The sequence below is a fragment of the Roseinatronobacter monicus genome, from assembly GCF_006716865.1.
In the GTDB taxonomy this organism is placed as follows: domain Bacteria; phylum Pseudomonadota; class Alphaproteobacteria; order Rhodobacterales; family Rhodobacteraceae; genus Roseinatronobacter; species Roseinatronobacter monicus.
Window position 1 is genome coordinate 3,290,070 of record NZ_VFPT01000001.1, and the last position, 22,196, is coordinate 3,312,265.

The window sequence follows — 22,196 nt, forward strand, 5'->3', positions numbered from 1 at the left end:
ATGCGCAACGCCGGTGCAGTGCGCAAAGGGATCAGGGCACAGGCTCAGGTATTGAACAGGAAATGCAGCACATCGCCATCCTTGACCTCATAGGTCTTGCCCTCAATGCGGAATTTGCCCGCTTCTTTCGCGCCCGCCTCGCCATTGCAGGCGATGTAGTCGGGATAGGCAACAGTTTCCGCGCGGATAAAACCGCGCTCAAAATCACCGTGAATGACACCTGCGGCCTGCGGCGCCAGCGTTCCCTTTGGAATCGTCCAGGCGCGGGCTTCTTTCGGGCCAACCGTAAAATACGTGTGCAGGCCCAACAGCGCATAGCCAGCACGAATCAGCCGGTCCAGCCCCGGTTCTTCCAATCCCATCTCGGACAGGAACATCTCGGCCTCTTCCGCGTCCAACTGGCTGATTTCTTCCTCGATCTGGGCGGAAATGACGACATGTGCGGCACCTTGGGCTGCGGCCATCTCGGCCACGCGGGCGGATAGCGCATTGCCCTCACCCGCCGAAGATTCTTCGACATTGCACACGAACAGAACCGGCTTGGAGGTCAGCAATTGCAACATGCGCCAGTTTTTCTGCTCATCCTCGGCCACATCGACCGTGCGGGCGGGTTTGCCTGCTTCCAGCGCTTCCAGCGCGCGGCGCAACAGCTTGTCCTGCTCGACCGCGTCTTTCTCGCCCCCCCGGATTTTGCGAGACAGGTTGGCCAGACGCTTTTCAATCGAGTCCATATCCGCGATCATCAACTCGGTTTCGATGGTTTCAGCATCGGCAACAGGGTCGATCTTGCCCTCGACATGGGTCACATCATCATCTTCAAAGCAGCGCAGCACATGGGCGATGGCATCCACTTCGCGGATATTGGCCAGAAACTGGTTGCCCAAACCCTCGCCCTTGGAGGCACCGCGCACAAGGCCCGCAATATCGACAAAGGTCATGCGCGTGGGAATCACCTCGCGCGATTTGCCGATTTCGGCCAGCTTTTGCAGGCGGTCATCGGGAACGGCCACATCACCCACATTGGGTTCAATCGTGCAGAAGGGAAAATTCGCAGCCTGTGCAGCAGCAGTGCGGGTCAGCGCATTGAACAAGGTGGATTTGCCAACATTTGGCAGACCAACAATTCCCATTTTGAAGCCCATGACCGCGTTCCCCTTGCGTTATGCCAGCGCCGCGCTTGTAGGGTCAGACAGGCCACAAGACAAGAGCAGGTGGTGCAGGGAAAGCACAGACACATGCATGCGCAAGGTTGATTCCCCGCCGTTTTTCGCACAAACCCAGATCAGGCCCAAGGGACAGGACAAGATGACCAGAATCGACACCACATTCGCCAAGCTGAAATCCGAAGGCCGCAAGGCGTTTGTTTCCTATATCATGGGGGGCGACCCTGATCTTGAGGCATCGCTGGCCGTGATGAAAGGACTGCCCGGCGCGGGCGTCGATATCATCGAGCTGGGCGTGCCCTTCACCGACCCGATGGCCGACGGCCCCACAATCCAGCTTGCAGGCCAACGCGCGCTGGAAGCCGGGCAGACACTGGAAAAGACGCTGGAAATGGTCCGGCGCTTTCGTGAAGACAACACCACAACCCCGATTGTGTTGATGGGCTATTACAACCCGATCTACATTCGCGGGGTAGAGCGCTTTCTGACGGATGCCAAATCCGCAGGGGTGGACGGGTTGATCGTTGTTGACCTGCCCCCCGAAGAAGACAGTGAGTTGTGCATTCCGGCGCAGGCGGCAGGGCTGAACTTTATCCGGCTTGCAACACCCACAACCGATGACCGCCGCTTGCCCAAAGTGCTGCAAAACACTTCGGGCTTTGTCTATTATGTGTCGATCACCGGAATCACAGGGGCTGCCGCCGCACAGGCAACCGAAGTGGCCCCGGAAGTGGCGCGAATCAAGGCCGCCACGGATTTGCCGGTGATTGTGGGCTTTGGCATCTCGACCCCGGACACGGCAGAGCAGATCGCAAGTGTTGCAGATGGCTGCGTCGTCGGTTCTGCGATCATCAAGGAAATCGCAGCGGGCAAGCCGGTTGACGCTATTTTGGATTATGTCCGCGCGCTGGCCGAAGGCGCGCATCGCGGGTGACGCAATAAGTCAGGCCGCGCCCTTGCGGGTGCGGCCTGTAACTGTCGGGAATAGTGGCGGTTTCTTAGCGAGAGGCGACGCGCAAGCTGCCTGTCGTCTCGCCCAGCACAACGGTCCACCACAATTTGCCATTGTCATCCTGATGCCAGCCCACACCAACTTCGGTGGCGCGGCGATCCAGAATGACTTGCCGTGTTTCGGGTTCGGTCATCCAGGCGTTGACTGTCTCGAACTCGGTCTCGAATGTCTCTGAGATCAGCTCGCCAACAACATTGCCACTATAGCCCGCGCGCTCTACGCGGGTCATTGGGCTTGATCCATCCGAACCCCAATGCCAAGGGCGGCTTTGGAAGGACATGTCTTGAGCATGGGTTGCGGCCGCACTTGCCAGTTGGGCATTCGGCTGCAACGGCGGCAGGCCATTCTGTGCCCGCATGGTATTCAGACCATCTTGCATACGCTGGCGCACGCGGGGCGCGTCACTCGCAGCGATTCGATATACGACAGGCACCGGCCTTCCATCGGCACCCGTACGCATGGCGACGGGACCGGCTACATCACAAGCGGCTAATGTCAGGGTGCCAACCATTAACAGCGCAAACAAACGAAACATCTTTGATTTTCCTCATAGGTTGCGCTACGCTTAACCTTTACATTTCGGGTTTTCAAACACAACTGAGCGTGAACCGGGGATTGATGGCCCATCACGTGGCTTTCCTGCACCGTTGTCGCATTCGCGCCAAGCTGCTGCAATCTCTTGGCTTAGATGCAGAAAATGGGGTTCAAGGCGAAAAAGTGTTGCGAATTTGACTACGTCTTCAGAAAGCACGTTTCCCTGAGAACACATAGGATTGAACTTGGCATCATAACATGGTTTTGAAAAGCGACGACTCATCGTCTTGGGAGTTGGCGCCATAATGGATGGCGTTAACAACGTTCTGGAGGTTACTATGAAGAAAATCGCACTCGCCGCTGCCCTGTCCGTCGCTGCTACATCCGCATTCGCTGGAAGCCACAGCAAAATGGGCAAATACTCTGAGCCGGTCATCGAGCCAGCAGTAGTTGTTGAAGAAACCAAAGCTTCTTCGGGCGGCATCATCGTTCCGATCATGCTGCTTCTGATTGTTGCTGCAGCAGTTGCAGCGAAATAATCAGTCTTCTGCGTTATTCGCAGATTAAAAGGTGGTGAGATGATTCTCACCACCTTTTTATTTTTTCAAACTCACGCGCTAAAAAATTTGTGGATGCAGTTTCCCGCATCCGCGTTTCAGATCGCGCGTTGGGTTCAGGTCCAGCCTTGCAAGTTTGCTTCGATCACGTCGGTCAGCGCAGCGATATGCGCAGGATCGTCATTCAGGCATGGAATATAGGTGAATTGTTCACCGCCTGCCTCTTCAAAGCTTTCACGAATCTCTTCGTTGATCTCTTCCAGCGTCTCGATGCAGTCGGCTGAAAAGGCGGGTGCAACCACAGCCAGACGCTTGATTCCCTGCCGCGCCAGATCGGCGACATGGTCGACTGTGTACGGGCGCAACCATTCTTCGCGGCCAAAAACAGATTGGAATGTGGTCTGAACCTTTGATTCTTCCCATCCCAACTCCTCGCGTAGCAGGCGAGTCGTTTTTTGACACTGGCAATGATAGGGGTCGCCTTCCATCAGATAGCGCTTTGGCATCCCGTGATAGGACGTGACCAGAACCTCTGGCTTTTCGTCCATCGCGTCGTATGTTTTGCGCACCGAATCAGCCAGCGCCTTGACGTAAGTCGGGTGGTCGCAATACGCCCCTACCGTGCGCGCCGATGGTTGCCATTTCTGCTCCATCAATGCGCGAAAGAACTGGTCGCAGGCAGTGGCCGAGGTTGCGCCCGCATATTGCGGATAGAGCGGGAAAAACAGAATCCTGTCGCATCCGGCCTTGACCATTTCATCGACCTTGGACTTGGTCGACGGGTTGCCGTAGCGCATGCAGAAATCCACCATGATGTCGCTATCAATCCGCTCTGCGATCTGTTCGGCCAGTCGTGCGGTCTGATCCTTGGTGATGGTCAGAAGCGGGCTTTCGCCCTTGTCATGGTTCCAGATGGATTTGTAATTCGCACCCGACGTAAAGGGACGCTTGGTCAGGATAATCAGTTGCAACAAAGGCTGCCACAGATAGGCGGGGTAATCGACCACGCGCTTGTCGGATAGAAATTCATTCAGGTAGCGCCGCATGGACCAGTAATCATAGTTGTCTGGTGTGCCCAGATTGGCCAGCAGCACACCAACTTTGGCCCGCGGCACAGGCGGGTGGTCAGGCTGTGCAAATTCAAGCCGCCCCTCGCCGGGCTGGTCCATATGCATCGGGCATCGTGCGGTCGCGGTATCTGGCTTTGCATCAAGCATGGCTGTATCCTTCATACCATATCTCCCGGCGCATTTCTGGATTTGTTCGTGATGTAAAGGGTTTTGGCCGGGAATCAATCTTTACTCGGGATTTTGATCTGATCGGGTAGCGGACTTTCTTGTGTTCCCAGCGCATCTGCAAGGCGTGCTTGCGCGGAACCGGGGCGCAGGGGGCGTGGCTGGCTGGAGTCCGGGGCCCAGCCTGTCAGGAACAAAAGATCAAAGCTTGCACGCAATCTGCCTGCCTCATCTGCGTAATGGGCGGCGTATAACTCTGCTGCGCGCGCGAAGACGGTGCGCGGGGTAAAGCTGCGACGTCTTGCCGCAAGCGCATTGCGTTCCCCCATCGCGCGCAAATCCGCATACAGCGTCTCGATCCGCTGATAGGCCACGTGCTGGCTGACCGTGTCGGCCACGGGCATGGCAAGGCCCGCGCGCTGCAACAAGCCGCCAAGGTCGCGGATTTCGGCCATAGGCACCACGCGCGGGCTAAGCCCGCCGCTAATATCGGCTTCGGCCTGTGCCAGACAGGCGCGCAATTCGGCCAAGGTCTGCCCGCCGGGCAGAACCGCCAGAAACAACCCGTCGGGACGCAGCGCACGCCGTGCCTGCACCATCTGTCCCACCGGGTCTGCGGCCCAGTGCAGCGCCATAGCATGGATCACCAGATCATGCGCGCCCGCCTCCAATGCCAGAACCGCATCATCGGGCACAAGTTCGGCCCCCGGCAGAAAATCTGCCCAAAGCTGCGGATGACCGGTCACAATCGCGGGCGATGTAAACTGTCTGTTAACCTCGGCCAGTCTTAATGCGAGTTCCTCATGCGCGATTGTGTGCAGGAAATTTTCACCCCCTGCGCGGGCGCGGTTGCGCAAAAGGGCGGCGCGGTCTGCCAGTTCTGGTGGGCTATGGGTCATCATGAAAGGCCATGTAATCGGGGGCGGACAGAATGCAAAACCTGACACAGCATGTCAAAGCGCAGGCGACTGGCCTTGCGCATAGCCTGTTGCGCGCGGTCTATCCACCACAATGCCTGACCTGCGACACATTGATCGAGGAGGAGGGCACGCTGTGCGGCACCTGCTGGCCACAAACCCCTTTCATCTTCGGCCTGTGCTGCGACAGTTGCGGCGCGCCCCTGCCCGGCACGCAGACCGCAACGCCCGTCCATTGCGACGACTGCCTGACCCTTGCACGGTCTTGGGATCAGGGGCGCGCGGTTATGATGTATGGGGACAAGGCACGCCAAATCCTGTTGGGCCTGAAATACTATGACCGGTTGGACTATGCCCGCCCGACGGGGCGCTGGATGGCGCGCGCCGCAGCGCCAATACTCGCGCCGCACACACTGGTTGCCCCGATTCCCCAGCATTGGTTGCGCCTGCTGAAGCGACGCTACAATCAGGCCGCGATCCTGAGCAAGGCCATCGCGCAGGAACTGGGGCTGGAGCATTGTCCCGACCTGCTGACACGCACGCGCTATACCGGCACGCAGGACGGGCGCGGACGTGCGGGGCGCTATGGAAATGTCGAAGGGGCCTTTGCGCCACACCCGCGCCAAGGGCACCGGTTGTCGGGACGGCATATTCTGCTGGTGGATGATGTCATGACAGTTGGCGCTACGTTTTCCGCTGCCACTGAAACCTGCCGCGCATATGGTGCGGCATCGGTGCGGGTAATCGCACTTGCACGCGTTGCAAGATCGGAATGTTAGACTATAGTGCGCCGCATATCCTGAACAGGGGCGCGCGATGCAACCGATTGAAATATATACCTCTCCGCTATGTGGCTTCTGCCATGCCGCAAAACGACTGCTGAAAGCGAAAGACGCAAGCTTTACCGAGATCGACCTGTCGCGCCAGCCAGACCGGCGGGCCGAGATGCTGTCGCGGTCAGGCGGTGCGCGCACAGTGCCACAGATTTTCATCGGCGACACGCATGTCGGCGGCTGTGATGAGTTGCATGCGCTGGACCGGACCGGCCATCTTGATGCCCTGCTGAAGGGCTGAGGTTATGGGGCTGACAGCGGCATTGATCCAGATGACCTCCGGCGATAATCCGGCCACTAATCTGGAGATGGCGCGCCGCTATCTGCAACAGGCCGCCGCACAGGGCGCAACCCTGGCACTCACCCCGGAAGTCACAAACTGCGTCTCGACCAGCAACGCGAATCAGAACCGTGTCTTGCAGACCGAGGCCGAGGACATAACCCTTGCCGGGCTGCGCGAGGAGGCACGCGCCTTGGGCATCTGGGTGCTGATCGGCTCGCTTGCGCTCAAGACGCGCGATGCAGATGGCCGCTTTGCCAACCGGTCGTTCCTGATCGACCCGGATGGCGCGATCCGCGCACGTTACGACAAAATTCACATGTTTGACGTACAAGTCTCGCCCAGCGAGACATATCGCGAATCCGCCGGGTTCCGGCCCGGAACAAAAGCTGTCGTGGCACAAACGCCCCTTGCCGCATTCGGGCTGAGCATTTGCTACGACCTGCGATTCGCGCATTTGTACCGCAGCTTGGCCAAAGCGGGTGCGGTGGTGCTGACTGTCCCCGCCGCCTTTAGCCCCATCACAGGGGCCGCGCATTGGGAAACACTGCTGCGCGCACGCGCCATCGAGACGGGCTGTTTCGTGCTGGCCCCTGCACAAACAGGGCGGCATCCTGCATCTGACGGGCAGCGCGTACGCAGCACGCATGGGCATTCTCTGGCTGTGGCCCCTTGGGGCGAGGTGCTGCTGGATATGGGCACCGTGCCCGGTGTCGGGCTGGTTAATCTTGACCTTGCCCGCGTGGTCGAGGCCCGTGACCGCGTGCCGGCGCTGTTTCATGACCGCGACTTTGCCCTGCCGGATGAATCGCCATGAAAAACCCGCGCAAGGATATGGCCAATGCGCTGTTCAGTGAATTGCTGATGGCCGACCAGCTTGCGCGCAACCGCCTGTCAAAAGTCTTGCCCAAGGGGATGGAGTTGTCGCATTTCGGTGTGCTGAACCTGCTGGCGCGGCAACGGACAGAACTTAGCCCGGCGGAGCTGGCGCGCGCGTTCCATGTCACGCGCGGGGCCATGACAAACACACTGAACAAGTTGAATTGGGCAGGTTATGTGCATATCCGCCCGGACTGGGACGATGCACGGCGCAAAATGGTGGCGATCAGCCCCGCCGGACGCGCGGCGCGCGACGCCGCATTAGCCGCCATCACACCGCTGATAGACGATGCCGTCAAGACATTGGGCGAAGACATCGTGCGCCAGACAATCCCCGTCTTGCGCAGCCTGCGTATGCGCCTTGGCGAAGAGGATGGCGTCTAGCGCGCTCAGTCCTTGCGCAACCGCGCCGCTGATTCGTGGATCGCCTTATATTGCCCGCCGGGCCGATGGGACCAAAGATAGGCTGGCAAAACGGTGCTCATGGGGGTGGGTGTGATGCCCAGATCCTCCAGACCACGCGCGCCTTGCGCTACAACATTGTCGCGCCGCAAGTTGCGCACCTGATCCCGCGTCAGAAGCGTGTTCGAGAACAGCCCCAAGGTCACGGCCTGAACAACATCCAGCGCGCCGCCCATCACATTGGCAATCGGAAACGGAATGCTCAGCAACACGCGCTTGCGGCGAATCTCTGACAGCATCATTTCCATCAAGGCGCGGAAACTGGCCACATCCGGCCCGCCCAGCTCATACACTCCCGGCGATACAGTATCCGTCAGCGCTTTTGCGGCAGCAGCGGCGACATCTTCTACATAGACAGGCTGAAATTTCGTATTTGGCCCCACAACCGGCAAGAAGGGCGAAAACCGCGCCATTCCGGCGAACCTGTTGAAGAACTGGTCCTCATGCCCAAAGATCACCGAGGGGCGCAGGATCACGGCATTCGGAAACTGCTCTAGCACCAAGGCTTCGCCCTTGGCCTTGGTCTGCTGATACAGGCTGTCGGATTGCGCATCTGCACCAATCGCAGATATCTGCACAAGCTTCTCGACCCCCATTTCAGCCGCAAGGCGGGCAATACGGCCAGCCCCATCTGACTGAACATCAGAGAATTTGTTGCGCCCTGACTCGACCAGAATACCGACGCAATTGACCACAGCGTCCGCACCCTGCATCACGGCCCGCACCGAGGCATCGTCTCGGATGTTGCAGAAAACAGGCTCGACCTGTCCGACCGCGCCGTAAGGTTTGACAAACAGCGCCTCGTTCGGGCGGCGCACGGCAACGCGCACACGCCAACCGGCCTGCGCCATTCGTCGCGCGATATACCGACCCACAAATCCCGAACCACCGTAGATGGTAACTAGCTTTGACATGAGCGCACTCCGCCGCTTTCGTGAACGCTGCCTGAATACCTGCGTGCGTCCCGTTCCACAAGGTGGCTTGGCTTTTTCAATCTGATTGCACTTTTCGGATGCAAGCCCCGTTGACACGGCCAGACCAGCGCCATAAAGAGCCTGCACGCAACCTGCCCAGGTGGCGGAACTGGTAGACGCGCTAGCTTCAGGTGCTAGTACTCGTAAGGGTGTGGAGGTTCGAGTCCTCTCCTGGGCACCATGTTTTTCGGCTAACTTGCTGAATTATATAGAAAAATTGGCTGGGCGGGTTGCGCATATCCCCCTAATTATACACCCTTTGTGCGTCGCTTGACGCCTTTTCGCATGTCAGCGCCCATTGTCAGGCAAGCGCACCGCCATTTACGCGCCAGCCGTTGCCCGAGCCGTGAAGGCTTCGGCACTTTCGCCAGCTTCACGGGTCAAGCCGCCGCCACCCATCAGCAGCGCCCCGCCCGGTTCACCGGTTAAAGCGTCGCAAATCAGAATTACGCAAGGCCCAGCGCCAGCAGCGCCCCGCTTGCCTTCCAGTCGGTCAAGTCGGGCGCGCAGCGTTGCCATTGTCGCCCCTGTCTAATGATGCCACCAGCGCCGCTAGTTTGCGCTGCACAGTTCCACAGCCCGCCGCCTTGCGTTCCGCCATCCGGTCGAGCGCCACCGCCAGAGCCGCGAAGGTTGCCGCCGCGTCGGGGTTCGGGCGCGCAGCCAATGTGCTTTCCAGCCGGTTAAGTCGCCTTTGCAGGGTCATGTCGCGCACATCGCTGCAAACCGTTCGCGCAGGGCGGTTTCATCTTCGCCGGGGTTGCGGTCGATATGCACCACGCCGCCACCATCCAGCGGGCGCAGCATCAGCGCCACCAGTTCCGACCCCGTTGCGCTGGGCTTCATGATTTCGCGCACAATGGCGCATGGCCCGCTTGCAGGCTTCGCGGTTGCCCCTTCCAGACGGTCAATTCGCTTTTGCAGGGTCACGCCGCGCCCTCTTCCAATGCCGCCACGCGGGCTTCCAGTTCGGTCGTTTCCAGCGTGCGCCGGAAAGTTTCCACCAGCGCCATGATATGCGCGCCCTCTTGCGGGGTCAGGTCGCCACTGGCCACAGCATCCAGCACCGCGCCCGCCGCTTTGGCTGCATCATCTGCCGATTGCATCAGGGGCAGGTCAAAGGTCACAGGCGCGTCACGCCTTGGCGGGGCGATGCGTTCCAGACACAGGCGCAGCGCCGCCCCGTCGCCATCCAGCGCCAGTTCCACCGCCTTGCGGGTCAAGGCTTCGGCTTCACCATCCAGCAGCGCCAGCGCGGCCCGTGTGGCCTTGTGGCGGGTGCCCTTGGGCTTGCCGGGGTTGCCCGCCGTGAATGTGCCATCCGTATTTCGTCCGCTTTTACGGTCGGTCATGGCTGCCCCCTTGCCGCGTCATTGGCTTGCACGATTGCCACAAGGTCAGCATCGCACAGGCTTTGCGGAAATGTGCCCGCCGCTTTGGCATTGGTTAAGCGCGATAGCAGCGCTCCATTGAAATTGGCGGGGCAATCGAGCGTTGCCCCATAGGCGTCGGCCATCGCTTGCAGCGCCGCATCGCCTAGCCGTGACAGGTCCAGCGCATCCGCCGCATGGCTTGGGCGGGATTGTTCCAGTCGAATGATGCGTGCGCGCATGGTAGGCATTTGCTAACCTGCAAACTGTGTTTTGCAAATATAGCATGGCACCTCCAAGCCGCAAAGCGGTCACACCGCAAACCGTCCCCCTTCGGTCGGTCTGGCATGGCCCAGCGCGGTCAGGCTTTGCAGAAGGGGTTGCACGGTGCTTGCGCGCCCGCGTGCGAATTGGCGGGCGATTTGTTCGGGGGTGGCTTCGCCCAAGTCATAGAGCGCGGCTTGCACGGCTGCGATTTGTTCGGGTAGGGATTTGGGCCAAGGGGCTTTGGTGGTGGTGTCCTTTGGGCCAAGGTCCATTTTGCCTTGGTCGCCTTTGGCCACGGCTGCGCGGCCTGCCGGGTTCTGATACTCGGGGCGCAGCCAGCGCACCAGCCCGCGCGCTTCCTCGGCTGCGCGTTCACGGTTCAGGTCCACCAGCCGGTGCAGGATTTCGTCGTCGGTCAGGGTGGCGGGCCAGCCGTAAGCCTCGGCCACTACCGCGTCGATCTGGTCATGCAGGTTGCGCAGGATGCCCACCAGCCCTTGATCATAGATTTCGCGGTCCTTGCCTTCGATGCGTTCCTCCGCGCGGAGTTTTTCCAGCACGTTATACATGGCGGTCAGGGTCAATTTCGGGTGGGCCGCTTGTTGGGCTTTGCGATGCGCGTCGAGCTGTTCCCCAAGGCTGCGTAACCGGGCTTTCTGGTCCTCGGTTGGGTCGGGAAAGGGGAAGGTATCGAAACACCGCGACTTATTATATCGCGGAGTAGGGCCTAAAATCGCACCTTGCGAAAGCGCCCATAAAACATGTTGATGACTGGAAAGCACACCGAGTTGATATGGGTCATGAAGCCCAAATGCGGTTAACATATTATCTGGCAAAATGCCGCCGTCTAGAAAGCTAAAAAAGCGGTGTTTTGAGGTTTCGACTGTTGCTACGTATCTCGACAGACCAGCCAGCATCGGGCGCAAAAGTTGTCGTGGCTTCCCATGTAGCCACCAGAGTTTCGCATAAACTGCGCTATCTTTAGATGCTGACGCCTTCTCGTCGCGATCTGACTTAACTCTGTCAAAAATATGCTGATACACCGCTGGAAAGCGACTGCGCACCTCCGCTTCGGCCAGTCCGAAAAGGTCAATGACCATGACGCCGCGCGGGGTGGCGGTCAGGTCGCGCCCGTTGCGATACTCGCGAATATGATTTTCAAGTCCCGGCACTGTGCCAAGCCCCAGCGCGCGGGCTTCGGCGGGGGTAACGATAAAACCCGCGCCGTGAAGCTTCACACCGGGGGATGAAATGCCATCATTCGCTTTCAACGGCACCGCCCCCGCCACATCAGCCCCGATGCGCAGATTTGCGAAAATCTTTCCCTTCTGGATGTCAAAGCGCACCGCGCGGCCATCTGACTCGTTGTGCCCTTTCACTTCCTCGGCCACGGTCAGCAATCGCCCATTTGCGTTGCCGCGTTCCGCCACCGTCATTGCAATCCGCACCGCCGCCGCGTCCGTTGCATCCACCCAAGGGTGGTCAGGAATGGCAAAGGTCAGGGACAGGCCAGTTTTCGGGTCGGCCAAATGCGGTTCCAGCACCTTGCGGTTGAAGGTCTGGCGCAGGGAATTGGTGGTAATCAGCCCGAAACGCCGCGTGCCCTTGGCGCGTGCTTTCGCGGTTGCCGGTTTCCAGCCCCGCGCGGCCAATGCCGCCTTGTCCCACCAGAACATGACAAAATCGGCACTTTGCGGCATTTTGGGATAGGCTTTCCAAAGCGCCTCTGCATAGCCATCGCCCAAAGCGTCGCGCATTCGGCTGGCCCCGATGAACGGCGGGTTGCCGACGATAAACTCCGCCTCGGGCCATTTCGCGGGGGCGGGTTTGAGGTAATCCAGCACGGGCGTGCGGGCGTCGGGGTCTGGCACAGCCTCGCCCGTGACAGTGTGGATGATGGTGGAAAACCCATCCCAGCGGGTGACGGGCTGGCCGTTATCATCCAGCCGGGGCTGCGTGCCGGTATAGGTCAGCACTGCGTCGCGGTTCTCGATATTGCGGAAATCGCGCAGCACGGGTTCCGATGGGCTGGCCGTGCCATGGGTGCGGAAATGCCATTGCAGATAGCCAATCCATAGCACCAGTTCAGCCACCGCCGCCGCCCATGGGTTCAACTCCAACCCCAGAAATTGGTGCGGGTCCACTGTGTGGCCTGCAAGGGAAAGTGCGCCCTGTTCCTCGCCCAGTTCGGCGAGAAGCGCGGTCACTTCGCCCTCAAGCCGTTTCATAAGTTCCAGCGCGACATACAAAAAGTTGCCCGAGCCGCAAGCCGGGTCCAGCACGCGGATTTCGCAGAGCTGGGCGTGAAAGTCGCGCACGGTGTCGCGGGCCTGTTCCATCTGCCCTGCGTTGGCATAGGTCAGCGCCGCCGCCTGCACATTGCGCCAATCGCTGCGCAACGGGTCCATGATGGTGGGCACCACCAGACGTTCGACATAGGCGCGCGGCGTATAATGCGCGCCGAGCTTGTGGCGTTGTCGCTTGTCCAGCGCGCGCTCCAGCAGGGTGCCGAAAATGGCAGGCTCCACCTCGCGCCAGTCCTTGGCGGCTGCATCTATCAGAAGGGACAGTTGCACTTCAGACAGGGGCAGCGCAGATGCGTCCTTGAACAAACCCCCGTTGAATTTCTTGAGGTCGGCCATCAGCACACCGGAAAAGCCGCCATCATTCATGACTTCCCACAGCTTGGTCAGGGCGGGGGCTGCGTGTTCGGGCCTGCCGCGCAGGCGGGTCAGCAGGTCGGAAAAGCTGGCCTTGGGGATAAGGTCCACATCTTCGGCAAACATGGTGAAAAGACAGCGCATCAGGAAATTCGCCACAGCCTCGGGGGCGTGGCCTTGGCCTTCAAACGACTTGCCCAGCGCTGCCAGCCGGTCAGCGACTTCGCGGGTCACGCGGGCGGTCACTTTGGCGGGGTCGAGCGCGTGCGGGTCGGTCCAGATGCTGCGCAGGCGGTCTTGGGTTTCCGGGTCGCGCAGGTCATCCATGGTTATGCGATAGCGGTTCCCGTCTGGAAACTGCGTATAGCCTTGGCCTTGGCCCGAGAAATCGGCGTAAACTTCGATAACGTGCCCCACATCCACCACCATCAGGAAGGGGGGCCAGCCATCGGTGCGCGATACAGCGCGGGCATATCCATCGGCCTGATTGCGGGCGCGCATCATGGTGTCATCCCAGCCCCGCGTGCCGCGCGTGCCGTGGCCCTTGCGGGTGGCTTTGGGCAGATCGGCCAGCAGGGGGGCTTGCGCGCTATCCTCGGAGGTGGTGCCGGTCACACCCTGTTTCGCTTCCATGACGAAATGGCCCGCGCGGTAAAGGTCCACAAAGCCGCGTGTCTGGCTGCCGGTGTGAATGAAGGTCACGGGGTGTTCGAAATGATAGGCGTTTGCAGATGCGGTTTCAGATGCGGGGGCCGGTCGCGGCACGCCCAGCGCGTCGCACAATTCCGCCGCGAAGGTCTGGAAATTGGCCCGTTCGCTGCCGCCTGATTGCTTCCAGCGGGCGATGAAATCTTCAATCTGCAATGCGTGCACCGATTCTGAAATGCGCGAAATCTGGCGCGGTATGTTCTGCACTAGGGATAGCTGGCAAAGGCGCAGGGCTTCAAGGTTTTAGTTTCGTGCGCTTGTCATCCCATGCGGTCAAGAATTGCGAACGGGTTTTCAGCTTCCGGCGCGCGTGCTGATACCTTTGCGCGGGTCGCTGGGGAAAGCCCAAATTCACCCAGCAAGCTTTGAGCGTGCCGCATGGCTTCGTTTCTCATTGCGACTTCGGGCGCGGCGCGGCGCATTCCGTTTTCCGTTTGATAGCTGCGCCCCCCATCTTCGATGGTTGCAGTCAAGATTTCGATTTCTTCAAGCCGTGACGACAGCAGCGCCAGCATGTCGCCATCATCAGGCGATGCCACGCCCAGCCCGTGCAAGATTGCGCCAAGGCGCGCAAAGTGACTTGCGGCCCGGTCAGACAGCCATGCGGGCGGGTCAGCAGTGCCCGCGCGCGCTTGCGGTTCGTTTGGGTTTTCGCGACACGGGCGCTTTGTTCCGGCGATTGCCTTTAGCGCGGTCGGTTTTCTTGGTCTGCCCATTTTTGCCTCCGTTTTGGCTTTATGTGAAGATGACTATGCCGCCCGGTTTTTCATCTGGTCGGCCCAACTTTTGCCCACCCCCTATGCGGGGTTTCCTGTGCGAAAAAGCAGCGCCGCCAGAGCCGCCTTGCAGTCATAGCTTAGCCCGTTCGGTCGGCACCGCCCGGCCTTCACGATACGCCACCAGCCCCGCCGCGCGCAGCTTTGCTTCGGCCCGCCATGCCCGCGTTGCACCCCAGCCCATCGCGCTAGCCATTGCGCCATAGGTTGCAGGCCCGTGAAGGCGCAGGCGGTCCAGATATGCGCCCGCGTCGGGGTCCAGCCCATCGGCCCGAGCGGGGGGGGCGGTTTCCGGTTTCGAGCGCGGGGGCGTTGCGACAGCCGCGACACTTGCGACACTTGCGACACGTAAAGCCGGTTTCTGGGCTTCGGGGGGTTGCGACACTTGCGACACGGGGGGCGCAGCCGGGGCTTGTGTCGCAGTTGTCGCGGAAGTCGCAGGGGGTTGCCCCGCGATTTCTGCCAGCTTAGCGCGTGCATCAAACCACATCGCGCGCCCCTTGCACCATGCGCCAGCTTTCCTTGCGCTTTGCCCCCCTTACAAAAGTATGGGCTTCATTCGTTTTTAGCCAGTCATGCTCTGTCAGAATGTCCAGCGCCGCCCTTGCCTTTGGGCTTTCCCGCAAGGCGTTTGGCCCGCGATTAACCACTTCACGCAAAGTCACATCATCATGCGGCCATGCTTCCAGAAGCCACTTGCGCAGCTTTTCCGCATTATCAATTTTCTCTGAAACAAGCGCAGCACTTGCCAGCCGTGAAGCTTCGGAAAGGTAGTATTGCGCAACGTCGATTGCGTCGGCCATGTCGCGGGCTTCCACCGCCGGGGCTTGAAGGTCGCGCCACAGGGTCAGCACCCCCGCAATTCGTGCCGCTTGTTCCGCCGCTTTGGATGCCGTGCCCGTGACATGCGCCAGATCCGCGCGGGGGGCTTGTGCCGCTTCGATTGCATCGGAAAAGGCCACTAGCAGCGCGCGGGCTTCGGGGGTCAGGTGCAGCGGGCGCGGTTCAAGTTCGCGGGTTTCCGGTTCCATTGGCAGGGGCGTTTCGAGAATGTCGCGCAGCCGTGCCGCGAAGCTTCCCAGCGCCATTTCATCGCGCCGGGCGTTCGCTTGCATCCGGGTTCCGATAGCGCTGGGCGGTTCGCAAATCAGAAAGCGGGGCAGAAAGCCCGTATCCGCCGCCAGCGGGTCAGCCATGAAGCCCCGCGCCACGCCGGGTTGCACCATCAGATGCACCGCCAGCCGCCGCCCGTATAGCGTCGCGTGCCCATCGCCCGAGCGCGTGCGCCTTATCGGGTTGCCTTGCCAAAGGTCATTGAACGCGGCCAGCGTCTTTTGCCGGTTTTCACTATTCATCGCGTGCCCGCCCAAGAATTGCCCGCCTTCATCCGAGAAAAGCCCAAGGCTGGGTTGCCCATGCGCGAAAAGCTTTGTCAGCCCTTCGAATGTCGGTTCGGTCACGGTTCGGTCAGCGGAAGGCGGGGCTTCCGGTTCCGGTCCGAGCGCTTCAAGGTCGGCTTGTGCCGCCGTGCGCTTGTCAGCCTTACCGGACTTCGCTTCGGAAAGTATCTTGTCGCGTGCCCCCTTCCAGAGCGCGTGCGCATTGCGCCAGCTTTCCATTTCTTCGCGCTGGGCTTTGGCTTGCTCCCTTTCATGGGCGCGCAGCGCAGTCAGCTGGCCTGTTCGATGGTTTCAGCCAGATCAAGCTGCCAGTACCATTCCTCGCCCGGCACATACTGGATCAGCTTGCGATAGATGCAGCCATAGAGCAGTTCTTCCAGAAACCCCGATGCGTCCAGCGGGTCATAGTCATCCGGTTCCAGATAGGCGCGCACATTCAGGCGGCTGCCATCTGCCCATGCGGCAATCGGGAACATGGTCGCAGCACCCAGCGCTGCCGTGCCCGCAAAAAGTTGTCGACGCGTCAGGCTTGGAAAAATAGAGGTGGTTTTCAGGTCGTTCATGGTGGCCTCTCCCGGTGGTGGAGCGACGCGTCAGTGTGCGCGAAGCTCTCTGATTATTGCTGTATCATCCTGCAAGTCATGCTTGCGTCCGCGCAACTGCGCATCTTGGGAAAACAACTAACTTCTGACGCGCGAACTGCGTCATCTCGCGTCAGGCAGGCAATTCCAACGCGGTCAGCATATGCTGGCCTTCGCCGCCCACAGCCAGCATACGCGCCACGTTTCGCGGCAGGTTGCTGCTTTGCGCCGGAAAGATGCCTGTCTGCTTCATGCTGCGGCGAATGTTCACCGATTTGCCCAGATATTCCAGAAACACCTGCGCCGCAAAGGGCGATCTGGCACTGCGGCCCTGAACCCCAAGCGTCATTCCCGTCAGATATTCGGGCACTTCTGCCGAGGCGGGAAACAAAATCGTCTGCGACAGCGACCGCAAGGCGTTGGAATTGTGGTCGGTAATGAAAATGCGGCCACTCAGCATCAGCGCAACGCCGATATAGCGAATGAAATGCGACCGGCCCAAAGGGCTTTCTTCTGGCTGAATACGCTCTGACAACCTTGTGTAATATACGCCCTTATACTCGGTTATCCGCAAAAGGGACCGGCGGATCATGCCGGGCCTACTGGGGGTGTAATAGTAGTAGAAGTAATAGCCGCAATAGGGTTTCAGACTGTCCGCCGATCCGGCGATCATCCGGTCGATATGGGTTGCCGCTGGTCCAAGCGCGCGCAGCAAGTGGCGCGCGCGGGGCCGCAGCGAGACAAGCTCGGCAAAGCGGCCATGGGGCAGAAGCAACTCCTCTTCCTCGACCCCGAAATAGTCGCAGATACGGCGAATGTTCCGCGCCGAGGGGCGCGACGCGCCGCTCAGGTATTTGGTGAACTGCTGCCGATTGATGCCCAGACTTCGGCACACTTCGGCGATCGAGGGGGCATAGCTGCACAGCAGCTTGAGGTTGCGCGCGATATTCTCTTGCATGCACCATGTTCTAACCGGCTGGCGCAATCACGCAAGAAATATCGCGCCTGTTCGCGTCAGAAAGTGAAACATCGCCGCTTATCTGCGTCAGATTTCACGCTACACACCATCACGCGGGACAGAGAACTGCCAGTCACGCGTTATCAGGCATTCATCCCCGTCATAGGCCTCCAGCCGCGCGACAATGTGGAAACTGGTGGCGTCACATGTCATGACCGTGCGCGTTTCGGTGCGCGTTTGCCAGTCCCCCCGCCCGATTGTGAAACTCCAATGCGTTTCGTGCCGTGCTGAAAGCGGGTCATCGGCGCGAATATCCCATATCTCGGTGATGACTTTGCCTGACTCCATGCGCGTGCTTTCATGGCGCATCAGGCCGCCATCCGTGACCAGCCGCAGCCTTTGGGTGCCATCGGGCAGGGTTTCCTCATGGCGGGTGAATCCCTCGGGTCGCAAGGGGGTCGAGTGGCCTTGCCGCGTTTGTTCGGGCTGCGCGAACTGTGGGGCGTCTTCCTCAATATCGGGGCGCACGGGTATATCCAGCACGCAGCCCGCAGGGTCCAGTTGCAGCGACAGCGGCGCAGCCGAAGGCCAGATCATCGGCCAATAAGCCGTGGAGAGTGAGAGCCGCAGGCAATGCCCGGCAGGCACGCGATAGGCGATGTCGTTAAAGGTAAACTCCACCTCGACCGGCGCGCCGGGGGTCAGGGGCGCAACGGTGTCGTGCCCCGCTCGGTGGGTCAGGTTCAGGGTGCCCATGGTAATGAACGCCACAGTTCCATCCGGGCGCAGATCACACAGGCGCGCCACGACAAAGCCGCTTGCCTGATCGGGCGTCAAGCGCAGCCGCAGCCGTGCGGCCCCGATAATGTCTTTCGCCTCTGACAAAGGGGCGGTGTCCAGCGTCAGGCAGTGTGCATCGTCTTTGCGCTGGTCATCTGCAAGCTCGTCCAAGCTGCGCATTCCGGGGCAGAAGCGTTGCCCCCCAAGGCCAATAGTTTGCGGGCTCTCAACATGAAGCGGGGTGCCGCCTTTCTGCGCGCCCAATCCCTGCTCTGACAGATACAGTGCCTCGCGGCCGATGCGCGGCGACGGCCAGGATGGCTCGGCGATCCAGCGCCCTTTGCGGGCAAGCATCCGGCGGGCGGGCGGCTCTGACTCCATCACAAACATGCGGTAGGACATGTCCGGCGTCTTTTCCGCCCCCTTCAGCCAATGGTCAAACCATGTCTTGACCTCGTGCAGGAATCCGATGGCAGGTTCGGGCCACGCGACATTGGGGTACTTGTGCGCCCAAGGGCCATTGATCCCCGCCACAGGCGAGGACAGGCCCGCAATCGTGCGCGGAACGGCATTGGAATAGGCATCCGCCCAGCCCCCCACAGCCAGAATTGCGGCCTTTACCGCCCTATAATCCTCGCATACCGAGGCATGTTTCCAATAGGCATCGCGGCGCTGATGGGCCAGCCACGTCTCGATATGCAGGGGTTGGTTGCGCAACCTGTCCAGCCAGATTTCGCGCCAATCCGCACCCACAATTTCCGGGTCAGGCGGGCGCGAGGAATAGGCGAACATCTGTGATGACCAGCCCTTGTTTTCGGTCAGCAGGCAACCGCCCATATAATGGATGTCATCCGCATAGCGGTCATCGGTGAAACAGATCGTCACGGCGGCTTTCAGCGCGGGCGGGGCCAGTTGCGCCAGTTGCAGCCCGTTGAAGCCACCCCAACTGATGCCGATCATGCCGACCGAACCAGTGCACCAGTCCTGCGCGGCCAGCCATTCGATGACCTGCACACCATCATCAAGTTCGGTTTCGGAATATTCATCCGTCATATGCCCGCCGGAATCGCCGTTGCCACGAATATCGACGCGAACACCGACATATCCGTTCTGGGCCAGCCATGCATGTGTCAACTCATCCCGAGGCAAGGTGCCGTCACGCCTGCGATAGGGCAGGTATTCCAAGACCACAGGTGCGGCGGCGTGGCGCGCTGAGTCGGGCATCCAGATGCGCGCTGCAAGCTGTGTGCCATCGCGCATCGGTATCCAGACGGGGTCCAGTACCCGAATTGCGCCTCGTTCGGTCAATGTGCCATCGGTTTGCTGCATGTTTACCCCTCCAATTTTGGAAGGATTAGATGCCGCAGGGCACAAACACGCAATCGCGCGACCCATGCGGGACTGGCGCGACTAGACGCAAGTATCGACGCTCATCTAACCGAAGCGGGGCTTGGTGTCCCAACCCGTCCACTGCCACATGCTTCAAACGGGCCGCTTCTGATTAGTCGGGGTTCTCTGCACATGCGCAAGCCGGTCGCGCTGTTTTGCGTCCGGCCTTCACCCCATCAGGGCAATGCATAGCGCAAGATACCCCGTCACCTCGGCCAGTTGTTGGCCTGCGCCCAGCACATCGCCGGTCTGCCCCCCCAACCGGCGCAGGGCAAGGCGCGCAAGGCCCAGCACCAATGTAATCTGCACCACCAGCACCATGCCAACGGCCAATGCGGTCATATCCGGCATCAGAACCAGAGGCGCCAGCGCAATCACACTGGCAAATCCGACCGCGCGCCAACTGACAGATGTTGCGGAATGGCCCAGCCCATCGGCCCGCGCGGGCGGGAGCAGCGCCAACAGTGCCACAGGTGCCACACGGCTGAGCATTGCCATCAGCACAATCGCCTGTATCGCCACCGTCAGGTCCAGCGCCCCCAGATAGACCAGCGCCTGCCAGCGCAGCGCAAGCGACAGGATCAGGGCAAGCACACCATAGCTGCCAATGCGCGAATCGCGCATGATCTCCAATCGGCGGGCGGGCGTGTGCCCCCCCCACAATCCATCGGCCAGATCGGCCAGCCCGTCTTCGTGCAGCGCGCCGCACAGCATGATCTGCGCGCCCAAGCCCAACAGGGCTGCCAGCGCCAAAGGCAGGCCCAGCGCCGCCGCAACCCAGAATACAAGCGCAGCGCCCAGACCCACCACCAGCCCCGCCACTGGAAAGGCCCAAGCGGCGGCATTTATGCGCGGCGCGGGGTCTGGCAACTGCCCGGCAGGCAGGCGCGTCAGCAACATAAACGCCAGCTGCAATTGTGCCAGCGCCGCGCGGATCATGCCTCGGACACTCCGGCCTCGCCAAAGGTGGCCATGCCGTTATGACAGGCCAGTGCGCTGCGTATGATGCCCAGCGCCAGCGCAGCGCCAGAACCTTCGCCCAGCCGCATGTCAAAATCCAGCACGGGCTTTTGCGCAAGCGCCGCCAGCAAGCGCCGGTGTCCCGGCTCTGTCGAGGCGTGGCCAACCAGACAATGCGCTAGCATACGCGGGTCTGCGGCATAGAGGCAGGCCGCTGCCGCTGTGCAAATGAACCCGTCCAGAATAACCGGAATACGGGCGGCGCGTGCGGCCAGAACCGTCCCGCAAATCGCCGCCTGTTCGCGCCCGCCCAAAGCTGCAAGCGTGGCCATCGCCCCCAACCCGCTATGACGGCGCAAGCCCGTCTCGATGGCGGCAATCTTGCGTGCGATGCCTGCCGGGTCCGACCCGGTGCCAGGGCCGACCCATTCGGCAGCACTGCCACCAAACAGGGCGGCAGCGAGCGCTGCGGCCACGGTCGAATTACCGATCCCCATCTCGCCCAGCACAAGAATATCTGCCTGAACATTCACCGCAGCAGCACCTTGGGTCATGGCGTCCAGCGCCTCTGCGTCAGTCATGGCGGGGCCGGTGGTGAAATCCTGCGTGGGGTTGTCCAGATCGAGCGCATTCACTTGCAGTTCCGCCCCGTTGATCTGGCACAACTGATTGATCGCAGCGCCGCCCGCCTGAAAATTGGCCACCATCTGCGCGGTCACTTCTTGCGGAAAGGGGTTCACACCCTGTGCGCAGATGCCGTGATTGCCCGCAAAGACAAGGGCTTGTGCCTGCGCGATGCGGGGGCGGTCGGTGCCCTGCCAGCCCGCCATGAAGATGGCCAACTCTTCCAGCCTTCCCAATGCGCCGGGGGGTTTGGTCAGGCTGTTCTGGCGCGCAAGGGCGGCGTCCCGCGCGGCCTGATCCGCAGCAGGCAATCTGTCAGCCAGCGCAGCGATGTCGGATAGGGTTTCAATTGTAATCATTTCATCCTCATTGACAGGCCAGCAGAGACAAAATGCACCTCATCCGCCGCTTGCGCCACCCATTGGTTCAAACGTCCCGCCGCATCGCGGAAATCGCGCGCAAGGCGGTTATCGGGCACAATCCCCATGCCCACTTCGTTGCTAACCAGCACCACAGGCGCAGATTGCGCGGCCAGTGCCGCAACCAGCGCCTTACCCTCAACCTGCCAGTCAAGACCCGCGAGCATGATGTTTGTCAGCCATAATGTCAGGCAATCGACAAGGCGCGGGCTGCTATCGGTCGCGTGCAATGCGGCCACCAGATCGCGCGGCGCAGCATAGGTGTGCCATGCGCTGCCTGCGCGCTGCGCCTGATGGGCCGCGATGCGGGCTGTCATCTCGTCATCCCACGCTTCAGCAGTGGCAATATAGGTGGCGGGCTGGCCAAATTGCAGGGTGCGCGCCTCGGCCAGACGGCTTTTGCCGGATCGCGCGCCACCAATGAAGAGAATGCTCTCGCTCATACTGCCTCTTGCCCC

At 60.7% G+C, this 22,196-nt stretch carries 26 protein-coding genes and 1 tRNA gene; 7 read left to right on the forward strand and 20 right to left on the reverse strand.

The window, feature by feature from the left end:
• Positions 1 to 44 precede the first annotated feature (44 nt).
• The gene (gene ychF / locus BD293_RS15655) at positions 45 to 1,142 is read right to left on the reverse strand and encodes a redox-regulated ATPase YchF (protein WP_142083311.1); all 1,098 of its coding nucleotides are present in this window, start codon (positions 1,140 to 1,142) and stop codon (positions 45 to 47) included.
• A gap of 163 nt (positions 1,143 to 1,305) precedes the next feature.
• Here ychF and trpA point away from each other — a divergent pair, with 163 nt between their 5' ends.
• Complete coding sequence (trpA, locus tag BD293_RS15660) at positions 1,306 to 2,097, forward strand: tryptophan synthase subunit alpha (protein ID WP_142083313.1); 792 nt, start codon at positions 1,306 to 1,308, stop codon at positions 2,095 to 2,097.
• 64 nt (positions 2,098 to 2,161) lie between these two features.
• Here trpA and dalA read toward each other — a convergent pair whose 3' ends face one another.
• Complete coding sequence (dalA, locus tag BD293_RS15665; protein ID WP_142083315.1) at positions 2,162 to 2,710, reverse strand: divisome-associated lipoprotein DalA; 549 nt, start codon at positions 2,708 to 2,710, stop codon at positions 2,162 to 2,164.
• A 337-nt stretch (positions 2,711 to 3,047) separates the two neighbouring features.
• Between dalA and BD293_RS15670 the strand changes: the two genes are divergently transcribed.
• The gene (locus BD293_RS15670; RefSeq protein WP_142083317.1) at positions 3,048 to 3,248 is read left to right on the forward strand and encodes a hypothetical protein; all 201 of its coding nucleotides are present in this window, start codon (positions 3,048 to 3,050) and stop codon (positions 3,246 to 3,248) included.
• Positions 3,249 to 3,382: 134 nt separating this feature from the next.
• Here BD293_RS15670 and hemH read toward each other — a convergent pair whose 3' ends face one another.
• Complete coding sequence (gene hemH, locus BD293_RS15675; RefSeq protein ID WP_142084668.1) at positions 3,383 to 4,483, reverse strand: ferrochelatase; 1,101 nt, start codon at positions 4,481 to 4,483, stop codon at positions 3,383 to 3,385.
• 74 nt (positions 4,484 to 4,557) lie between these two features.
• Positions 4,558 to 5,400: a methyltransferase domain-containing protein gene (locus BD293_RS15680; protein ID WP_142084670.1), complete on the reverse strand. Its 843-nt coding sequence runs from the start codon at positions 5,398 to 5,400 to the stop codon at positions 4,558 to 4,560.
• Between the two features lie 32 nt (positions 5,401 to 5,432).
• Between BD293_RS15680 and BD293_RS15685 the strand changes: the two genes are divergently transcribed.
• From BD293_RS15685 to BD293_RS15700, 4 genes are read left to right on the forward strand one after another with little or no spacing between them, the layout of a single operon-like run.
• The gene (locus tag BD293_RS15685; RefSeq protein ID WP_142083320.1) at positions 5,433 to 6,197 is read left to right on the forward strand and encodes a ComF family protein; all 765 of its coding nucleotides are present in this window, start codon (positions 5,433 to 5,435) and stop codon (positions 6,195 to 6,197) included.
• Positions 6,198 to 6,234: 37 nt separating this feature from the next.
• Positions 6,235 to 6,492, forward strand: a complete 258-nt coding sequence (gene grxC / locus BD293_RS15690) for a glutaredoxin 3 (protein WP_142083322.1) — start codon at positions 6,235 to 6,237, stop codon at positions 6,490 to 6,492.
• 10 nt (positions 6,493 to 6,502) lie between these two features.
• A complete protein-coding gene (locus BD293_RS15695) occupies positions 6,503 to 7,348 on the forward strand; it encodes a carbon-nitrogen hydrolase family protein (protein ID WP_142084672.1) in 846 nt (281 codons plus the stop codon).
• A complete protein-coding gene (locus BD293_RS15700; protein ID WP_142083325.1) occupies positions 7,345 to 7,794 on the forward strand; it encodes a MarR family winged helix-turn-helix transcriptional regulator in 450 nt (149 codons plus the stop codon). The genes BD293_RS15695 and BD293_RS15700 overlap by 4 nt, the downstream gene beginning before the upstream one ends.
• 5 nt (positions 7,795 to 7,799) lie before the next feature.
• Here the strand turns inward: BD293_RS15700 and BD293_RS15705 are convergent, their stop codons facing one another.
• On the reverse strand, positions 7,800 to 8,786 hold the full coding sequence (locus BD293_RS15705; protein ID WP_142083327.1) for a complex I NDUFA9 subunit family protein: 987 nt from the start codon (positions 8,784 to 8,786) through the stop codon (positions 7,800 to 7,802).
• Positions 8,787 to 8,940: 154 nt separating this feature from the next.
• Between BD293_RS15705 and BD293_RS15710 the strand changes: the two genes are divergently transcribed.
• Positions 8,941 to 9,027 (forward strand) — tRNA-Leu (locus BD293_RS15710).
• Between the two features lie 140 nt (positions 9,028 to 9,167).
• On the opposite strand, the gene BD293_RS15715 is transcribed toward BD293_RS15710, so the two are convergent.
• The 15 genes from BD293_RS15715 to cobU form a co-directional block, all read right to left on the reverse strand.
• Entirely contained in the window at positions 9,168 to 9,365 is a 198-nt protein-coding gene (locus BD293_RS15715; RefSeq protein ID WP_142083330.1) for a hypothetical protein, read from the reverse strand.
• Positions 9,340 to 9,552, reverse strand: a complete 213-nt coding sequence (locus BD293_RS15720) for a hypothetical protein (protein WP_142083332.1) — start codon at positions 9,550 to 9,552, stop codon at positions 9,340 to 9,342. The genes BD293_RS15715 and BD293_RS15720 overlap by 26 nt, the downstream gene beginning before the upstream one ends.
• Positions 9,549 to 9,776: a hypothetical protein gene (locus BD293_RS15725; RefSeq protein ID WP_142083334.1), complete on the reverse strand. Its 228-nt coding sequence runs from the start codon at positions 9,774 to 9,776 to the stop codon at positions 9,549 to 9,551. The genes BD293_RS15720 and BD293_RS15725 overlap by 4 nt, the downstream gene beginning before the upstream one ends.
• Positions 9,773 to 10,198 (reverse strand): hypothetical protein, encoded by a 426-nt coding sequence (locus tag BD293_RS15730; protein WP_142083338.1) that lies wholly within the window; start codon positions 10,196 to 10,198, stop codon positions 9,773 to 9,775. Before BD293_RS15730 ends, BD293_RS15725 begins: the two co-directional genes overlap by 4 nt.
• Positions 10,195 to 10,458 (reverse strand): hypothetical protein, encoded by a 264-nt coding sequence (locus BD293_RS15735; protein WP_142083340.1) that lies wholly within the window; start codon positions 10,456 to 10,458, stop codon positions 10,195 to 10,197. The genes BD293_RS15730 and BD293_RS15735 overlap by 4 nt, the downstream gene beginning before the upstream one ends.
• A 69-nt stretch (positions 10,459 to 10,527) precedes the next feature.
• Entirely contained in the window at positions 10,528 to 14,058 is a 3,531-nt protein-coding gene (locus BD293_RS15740) for a class I SAM-dependent DNA methyltransferase (protein WP_246086326.1), read from the reverse strand.
• A gap of 53 nt (positions 14,059 to 14,111) precedes the next feature.
• Positions 14,112 to 14,567 (reverse strand): P27 family phage terminase small subunit, encoded by a 456-nt coding sequence (locus BD293_RS15745; protein ID WP_142083342.1) that lies wholly within the window; start codon positions 14,565 to 14,567, stop codon positions 14,112 to 14,114.
• Between the two features lie 133 nt (positions 14,568 to 14,700).
• The gene (locus BD293_RS15750; protein WP_142083345.1) at positions 14,701 to 15,117 is read right to left on the reverse strand and encodes a hypothetical protein; all 417 of its coding nucleotides are present in this window, start codon (positions 15,115 to 15,117) and stop codon (positions 14,701 to 14,703) included.
• Positions 15,107 to 16,300, reverse strand: a complete 1,194-nt coding sequence (locus BD293_RS15755; RefSeq protein ID WP_142083347.1) for a DUF3987 domain-containing protein — start codon at positions 16,298 to 16,300, stop codon at positions 15,107 to 15,109. The genes BD293_RS15750 and BD293_RS15755 overlap by 11 nt, the downstream gene beginning before the upstream one ends.
• A complete protein-coding gene (locus BD293_RS15760; protein ID WP_142083349.1) occupies positions 16,297 to 16,590 on the reverse strand; it encodes a hypothetical protein in 294 nt (97 codons plus the stop codon). The genes BD293_RS15755 and BD293_RS15760 overlap by 4 nt, the downstream gene beginning before the upstream one ends.
• A gap of 151 nt (positions 16,591 to 16,741) precedes the next feature.
• Positions 16,742 to 17,566 (reverse strand): helix-turn-helix domain-containing protein, encoded by an 825-nt coding sequence (locus tag BD293_RS15765; protein WP_142083351.1) that lies wholly within the window; start codon positions 17,564 to 17,566, stop codon positions 16,742 to 16,744.
• A 99-nt stretch (positions 17,567 to 17,665) separates the two neighbouring features.
• Positions 17,666 to 19,675, reverse strand: a complete 2,010-nt coding sequence (locus BD293_RS15770) for a CocE/NonD family hydrolase (protein WP_170207164.1) — start codon at positions 19,673 to 19,675, stop codon at positions 17,666 to 17,668.
• A gap of 228 nt (positions 19,676 to 19,903) precedes the next feature.
• Positions 19,904 to 20,674, reverse strand: coding sequence for an adenosylcobinamide-GDP ribazoletransferase (locus BD293_RS15775; protein WP_142083355.1), 771 nt, complete (start codon positions 20,672 to 20,674; stop codon positions 19,904 to 19,906).
• Positions 20,671 to 21,678 (reverse strand): nicotinate-nucleotide--dimethylbenzimidazole phosphoribosyltransferase, encoded by a 1,008-nt coding sequence (gene cobT, locus BD293_RS15780; protein WP_142083358.1) that lies wholly within the window; start codon positions 21,676 to 21,678, stop codon positions 20,671 to 20,673. Before cobT ends, BD293_RS15775 begins: the two co-directional genes overlap by 4 nt.
• Complete coding sequence (gene cobU, locus BD293_RS15785; protein ID WP_142083360.1) at positions 21,675 to 22,181, reverse strand: bifunctional adenosylcobinamide kinase/adenosylcobinamide-phosphate guanylyltransferase; 507 nt, start codon at positions 22,179 to 22,181, stop codon at positions 21,675 to 21,677. The genes cobT and cobU overlap by 4 nt, the downstream gene beginning before the upstream one ends.
• Positions 22,182 to 22,196: the final 15 nt, after the last annotated feature.